Raw genomic sequence first — 6114 nt, forward strand, 5'->3', positions numbered from 1 at the left:
CTGTGTTATTAAAATTTACCAAGATGCATGGGCTTGGAAATGACTTTGTTGTGGTGGATGCGGTTTCTAGAAAAGTATTTTTTAATAAACAACAAATCCAACGATTAGGTGATCGTAACCGAGGGATTGGTTTTGATCAGCTGTTAATCGTTGAACCGCCTACTCACCCTGATATGGATTTCCGCTACCGTATCTTTAATGCGGATGGGTCGGAGGTAGAGCATTGTGGAAATGGCGCTCGCTGCTTCGCCAAGTTTGTTTTAGACCGCGAGTTGACGAATAAACGCATTATTAATGTGGAAACCAAGCGAGGGCATATCCAGCTACGTATAGAGGATGCTGGTTTAGTGACCGTCGATATGGGGGCGCCAAGTTTTGATCCTAAAGACTTGCCTTTCACCGCTGAAAAACAATCAGGTTTATATATGGTTGAGGCGAAGGGCGAGGTCCATCAGATAACGCCAGTATCCGTCGGTAACCCGCATGCCGTTTTAAGAGTGGATGCTTTATCCGATGAATTGGTATCGTCAGTCGGACCTGTATTAGAGTCTCATGAGCGCTTTGAAAATCGGGTGAATGTCGGTTTTATGCAAGTAATTAACACTGAAGAGATTGCTTTGCGTGTCTATGAACGTGGTGCGGGGGAGACTCAAGCCTGTGGAACGGGGGCTTGTGCAGCAGTTGTGGCTGGTATCAAACAAGGTTGGTTGGCATCAAGAGTCACAGCGCATTTACGTGGTGGTGATCTGCGCATTGAATGGCAAGGTGAGGGGAGTCCTATTTTAATGACTGGCCCTGCTGAAAAAGTGTTTGAAGGGCAAATTTACCTATAGAGGATATATGAAAGAAGAGGATGTCGTTCGGTACCTATCAAAGTCGCCGGATTTTTTTGTTAAAAATTCTGATTTATTGGAGAGCTTAACGCTTCCTCATCCGGTACATGGTAATGTTATTTCATTACTTGAGTATCAAGTTTCGCTACTGAGAAAAACGGCGGCAAGTTATCGTCAAGAGTTTGAGCGCTTGGTTGAGGTGGCTCGACAAAATGAAGCGATTATGCAAAAAACACGTCGTTTGATTCTGGCTGGGGTGGCGTGTTCTTCTCTCGATGATTTGGTCATTGTGATAGATGATATGGTTAGGGAGGAGTTCGATGCGTCTCACCATACCTTGTTATTATTCGGTAATAACCAAGGTTCTTCCATCCGATGCTGTTCCGAGGATGAGAGAAAAGAGCATCTTAATGGCTTGCCAAGTTTAAAAAGAAGCTCTTGTACTCTGTTGGACAAAACAGCGATACAGTTTTTATTTCCTGAAACCCATCGTCTCATTCTCTCTACTGCCGTTGTCCCTATTCTTGGTCACCAAGAAAATGAAAAGGACTGCATTGGTGTACTCGTTTTGGGTTCTCAGTCCCCCTATACTTTTTCTAAGGAAAAAGAGACGCTCTTTTTGCAATATCTTACTGAGATGTTAAGCGGGATTTTTCAGAGGTTAATCGAATGAAAAAATTAGTGGCCTTTGATTTAGACAATACCTTATGGGATGTTGATCCTGTGATTGTGCGTGCTGAATACGCTATGGAGTCTTGGTTTACTGAGCGCTTCCCAGGCTTTATGTCGCTTTTTACGGCATCAAATCGTTTGGGTATTCGTAATGCTCTCATCGCACAAACACCTTCTCTTGCGTTCGATATCACATCACTACGCTGTGAAACCTATAAACAAGCGCTTAAGCAATTTGGGCTATCGAGCGAAGAGTCTGCTGTTGTCGCGGAATCAGCAATGACTGTTTTTTCAGAATGGCGGCAAAAAGTGGACCTCTACCCGCATGTAAAAAATGTCTTAGAAGTTCTTCGTCAAGACTATCAATTAGTTGCGATTAGTAACGGTAATGCAGATGTATACCATCCTTATATTGGATTAGCGTCGTATTTTGATTTTGCGATCCGAGCCGATCAAATCGGCGCGGCTAAGCCTGATCCAATACTTTTTGAAACGGCCTTGAAAAAAGCGGAAGTTGACTATACTCAGATGGTTCATATTGGTGATCATCCTGTTGATGATGTCTCTGGAGCGGCAGCCGCAGGAGTAAAAGCAATTTGGTTTAATCGTCATGGCGCTCGCCGCTGGGATGAGTCCTGGGGTGTGCGGGCCGATGCAGAAGTTCATTCGTTACTTGAGTTACCGGATGTGATTAGGTCTTTATTGCAATAGCGCTTTTCTATTGTCTTATTAGAAGTAACTCATGTTTACGCTAGTTGTTTAGTGCTATACTAGACTCATTCATTAGTTAAAACTGATTTTAAGGAATTACCATGGGTGACAATACTATCCAAATTACAGATGCTCAGTTCGAAGAAGAAGTGCTGAAATCTGATGTGCCTGTCATTGTTGATTTTTGGGCTCCTTGGTGTGGGCCTTGTAAAATGATCGCACCAGTACTTGAAGATATTGCAGCTGAATATGCAGGCAAAGTAAAAGTTGTTAAACTGAATGTTGATGAAAACACAGAAACAGCGCCTAAGTACAATGTTCGCGGTATTCCAACTTTACTCGTTGTTAAAGGCGGTGAAGTGGTTGGTACGAAAGTGGGTGCAGTATCTAAGTCGCAACTTACAGACTTTATCAACGGTGCTATCTAGTCTTAAGTGATTGTCTAGATACCATTGTGTACAAAAAAGCAGCTATTTTTAGCTGCTTTTTTGTTTCTGCCAGATCGTGATCGTCTTTAAAGTTTACTCTTCTAGTAAAGCTAACTGTTCAGAAAATGCAGGAGAATGAGAGCTCGCCAATGTCGCAACCATTTTTTGTGCATAGGGTAGGTAGCGTTTCAAATCAGATTTTGGCATCGGATCATCATTGGGGAGTTTCACTGTGACTGGATTTTTGTGGACGCCATTGATACGGAACTCGTAGTGTAGGTGTGCTCCTGTTGCCCAGCCTGTTTGTCCAACATAAGCAATGATGTTACCTTGTTTGGTATATTTTCCGCGTTTTATGTTTCTCGCAAATCCCTTCAAATGGGCGTAAAGCGTTTGGTAGCCCTTGCCATGATCTATGATAACGACGTTGCCATACCCTCGTTGTTTTCCTGCAAATGCAATACGCCCGTCTCCTGCTGCTTTAACAGGCGTACCGCTTGCTGCGGCATAATCAACACCTCGATGAGGACGGCTGGTTTTAAAAATCGGGTGGAGTCTATTCGGATTAAAGACAGACGATATTCGAGTAAAGTCGACAGGGGTTCGCAAAAAGGCTTTTCGCATGGCTAAACCATCAGGGGTATAATAATGGGCTCCCTTTTTAGATTTATAGCGAAGCGCCTGATAAACGCGTCCATTGTTTATAAACTGCGCGGCCAAAATGTTGCCATGGCCAATGCGTTGTCCATCCAATAGTTTATCTTCATAGAGAATGCTAAATCGGTCGCCTTTGCGCAGGTCCAATGCAAAATCAATGTCCCAGCCAAAAATGTTTGCCATATTAATAAGTAATGACTCGTCGATATCTGCAAGCATACCATCGACAAATAAGGAGTTATTAATAGTTGCTTCCTTATATGTATGAATGATGTCTGGTTTTTTGCTTATTTTATGTCGATGGAAAGTGTCGTTTTCTCGTGTAAACTTCACACTCTCTAATTGGTTTTGGACAAGAGAGAGTTGGTGAAGTTGCCCTGATTTTGGGTCTGTTTGAAAGGATATTTTTTGACCAGGGCGCATTCTTACAAGATCGCCATTTTTTTTGTCCGCTAGAGAGACTTTGTAAATATCCTGAGCAGAGACCTTGTATTTCGAAAGTAAGGTAGAAAGTGAGTCGCCACTTGCAATTTCAACAGTATGCAGAATGGGGCTGATCGTAGTGGTTGTGCTGTCTAGAGTATTGGCATCTTTCTCATAAGATAGGCTTTTGTGATCTTGTTTATTCACTTTTTGAGAAGAGGTGTCCGAAGGCGAAAGGGGTTGTGGTTTCGCCTCGATGGAAATCGTCTGGTTGCTTTGCTTTTTCTTTTCCGGAAAGGCGACCAGTAGTATGATGATCAATACGCTTATAACCGTAATCAGAAAAATATGCTTCGATGGTAGTATATTGGCCAAAATGAATATCCAAAAATCTTTATTAAACCCTTATAATCCTACCAATATTACTTTTATAATTGAAAGCTTTATCAAAATTAACTTTAGGAAATGGATCTAAAAAATGACAGTAAGCAGTAACGATCTTTTAACAGACTTACAAGCTCGTGGGTTAATCGCCCAAATGACCGCAGAAGAAGAGCTGAAATCTCATATAGCTGGTGGAAGTCGTACGCTTTATTGTGGTTTTGATCCAACGGCTGATAGCTTGCACCTTGGTCACCTTGTTCCTTTATTAGTGTTAAAGCGTTTTCAAGATGCCGGACACAATCCTATCGCGCTTGTTGGTGGGGCAACAGGTCTGATCGGCGACCCAAGTTTCAAAGCCGCAGAACGTCAACTAAATACAGCCGATGTTGTGGCGAGTTGGGCTGAGAAGATTCGTAATCAAGTGAGCCAGTTTATCAAGTTTGATGGTGTTGCAAACCCTGCCCGAGTGGTGAATAACTTGGACTGGGCGGGTCAAATGAATGTATTAGACTTCCTACGTGATATTGGTAAGCATTTTTCTGTGAATGCCATGATCAACAAAGAATCCGTTCAGCAACGTCTTAATCGCGAAGGTTCTGGTATCTCTTTTACTGAATTCTCTTACGCCTTGCTACAAGGTATGGATTTTGCCGAGTTAAATCGTGCGTACGACTGTACTATTCAGGTAGGTGGTAGTGATCAATGGGGTAATATCGTTGGAGGTATCGATCTATCCCGTCGCCAAAATCAAGCGCAAGCATTTGGTATGACCGTACCGCTAGTTACAAAATCGGACGGCACAAAATTTGGTAAAACAGAGTCTGGTGCCGTTTGGCTAGACCCTGCTAAAACAAGTCAATATGCCTTCTATCAGTTTTGGATGAATACAGCGGATGCAGACGTCTATAAATTTCTCAAGTTCTTTACCTTCTTAAGTCTTGAGGAAATTGATGCCATTGAAAAAGCAGACCAAGAAAGTACAGGTAAACCAGAGGCGCAAGCGATCTTGGCTCGTGAAGCGACTCGTCTCGTCCATGGTGAAGATGGGTTGCAAGCGGCTGAGCGTATTACCCAAGCACTGTTTAGTGGGGAAGCGGATCAACTAAGTGAACAAGATTTAGAGCAAATTCAGCTAGACGGTTTACCAAGCAGTTCTCTAGTGGGTATTAATCTGGCGGAAACGCCGCTAACAACATTGATGGCTGATGCTGGTTTGGCTGCAAGTGGTAAACAGGTAAAGGATGCCTTGCAACGCAATTCTGTTTTTGTGAATGGTGTGGCGAAAGGTATGGAAGATAATATGAGTGCGGCAGACATCTTTGCTGCTGATAATGGTTACTACAATAAATACTTCCTTGTGAAATTGGGTAAGAAGAAGCATCACTTATTTGTTCTTTAATCCAACCTATTGGAAGATTGATAAAAAAGGCGCTTTTGCGTCTTTTTTGTTTAATAAATAGCCAGATTTGGGTTTGCTTCTCTATTAATAAGTCAGTTTGATGACAAAAATACAATTAATTGTTAGAAAGCACAAAAAGTACTTGCGCTCAAAATTCTAGGATGTATTATACGCACCCACTGACACGGACGGCAACGCAAACAACGCTTTGCCACTTAGCTGAAACAACAAGCTAAGCAAGCCGAACGATAACACGTCAGACGCTCTTTAAAATAGATAATCAGATAATTTGTGTGGGCGCTCGCTGAGACCTTCAGAAGATCGACAGAGTTTTGCTTAGTTTACTGAGTAGGGCACTGAGCGATCAAAAAAATTGAAGTCTTACGAGAGTCAAACACGTCAATTCGCTTTATGTTGATTTGTGATCTTAGATGATGAATCGATTAAGTTATTGTTAGTGTAAGAATTTGAGTGAGCAAGCTTTTAAACTGAAGAGTTTGATCATGGCTCAGATTGAACGCTGGCGGCAGGCTTAACACATGCAAGTCGAGCGGTAACAGGGGAGCTTGCTCCTGCTGACGAGCGGCGGACGGGTGAGTAACGCGTA

At 42.5% G+C, this 6114-nt stretch carries 6 protein-coding genes and 1 rRNA gene; 6 read left to right on the forward strand and 1 reads right to left on the reverse strand.

The genetic code is table 11. The features are described 5' to 3' along the window. The first annotated feature begins 2 nt into the window (after positions 1-2). From dapF to trxA, 4 genes are all read left to right on the forward strand, one after another. On the forward strand, positions 3-833 hold the full coding sequence (dapF, locus tag MSP8886_RS13070) for a diaminopimelate epimerase (protein WP_067017102.1): 831 nt from the start codon (positions 3-5) through the stop codon (positions 831-833). Positions 834-840: 7 nt separating this feature from the next. Further along, on the forward strand, positions 841-1506 hold the full coding sequence (locus tag MSP8886_RS13075) for a DUF484 family protein (RefSeq protein WP_067017104.1): 666 nt from the start codon (positions 841-843) through the stop codon (positions 1504-1506). Then, on the forward strand, positions 1503-2216 hold the full coding sequence (locus MSP8886_RS13080) for an HAD family hydrolase (RefSeq protein ID WP_067017106.1): 714 nt from the start codon (positions 1503-1505) through the stop codon (positions 2214-2216). Before MSP8886_RS13075 ends, MSP8886_RS13080 begins: the two co-directional genes overlap by 4 nt. A 101-nt stretch (positions 2217-2317) precedes the next feature. Continuing rightward, positions 2318-2644: a thioredoxin TrxA gene (trxA, locus tag MSP8886_RS13085; protein WP_067017108.1), complete on the forward strand. Its 327-nt coding sequence runs from the start codon at positions 2318-2320 to the stop codon at positions 2642-2644. A gap of 93 nt (positions 2645-2737) precedes the next feature. Here the strand turns inward: trxA and MSP8886_RS13090 are convergent, their stop codons facing one another. Continuing rightward, positions 2738-4099: a peptidoglycan DD-metalloendopeptidase family protein gene (locus tag MSP8886_RS13090; protein WP_139063142.1), complete on the reverse strand. Its 1362-nt coding sequence runs from the start codon at positions 4097-4099 to the stop codon at positions 2738-2740. A gap of 103 nt (positions 4100-4202) precedes the next feature. Between MSP8886_RS13090 and tyrS the strand changes: the two genes are divergently transcribed. Together tyrS and MSP8886_RS13100 are read left to right on the forward strand one after the other, a co-directional pair. After that, a complete protein-coding gene (gene tyrS, locus MSP8886_RS13095; RefSeq protein WP_067017110.1) occupies positions 4203-5507 on the forward strand; it encodes a tyrosine--tRNA ligase in 1305 nt (434 codons plus the stop codon). 485 nt (positions 5508-5992) lie between these two features. Next, positions 5993-6114: ribosomal RNA gene (locus tag MSP8886_RS13100) — 16S ribosomal RNA — on the forward strand; the annotation flags it as partial.

The sequence above is a fragment of the Marinomonas spartinae genome (assembly GCF_900089775.1).
GTDB lineage: Bacteria > Pseudomonadota > Gammaproteobacteria > Pseudomonadales > Marinomonadaceae > Marinomonas > Marinomonas spartinae.

Excerpts from the sequence above, each read along its gene's own strand:
- MSP8886_RS13075 (WP_067017104.1), top strand. The coding sequence starts at position 841 with ATGAAAGAAGAGGATGTCGTTCGGTACCTATCAAAGTCGCCGGATTTT.
- MSP8886_RS13080 (WP_067017106.1), top strand. The coding sequence starts at position 1,503 with ATGAAAAAATTAGTGGCCTTTGATTTAGACAATACCTTATGGGATGTT.
- trxA (WP_067017108.1), top strand. The coding sequence starts at position 2,318 with ATGGGTGACAATACTATCCAAATTACAGATGCTCAGTTCGAAGAAGAA.
- tyrS (WP_067017110.1), top strand. The coding sequence starts at position 4,203 with ATGACAGTAAGCAGTAACGATCTTTTAACAGACTTACAAGCTCGTGGG.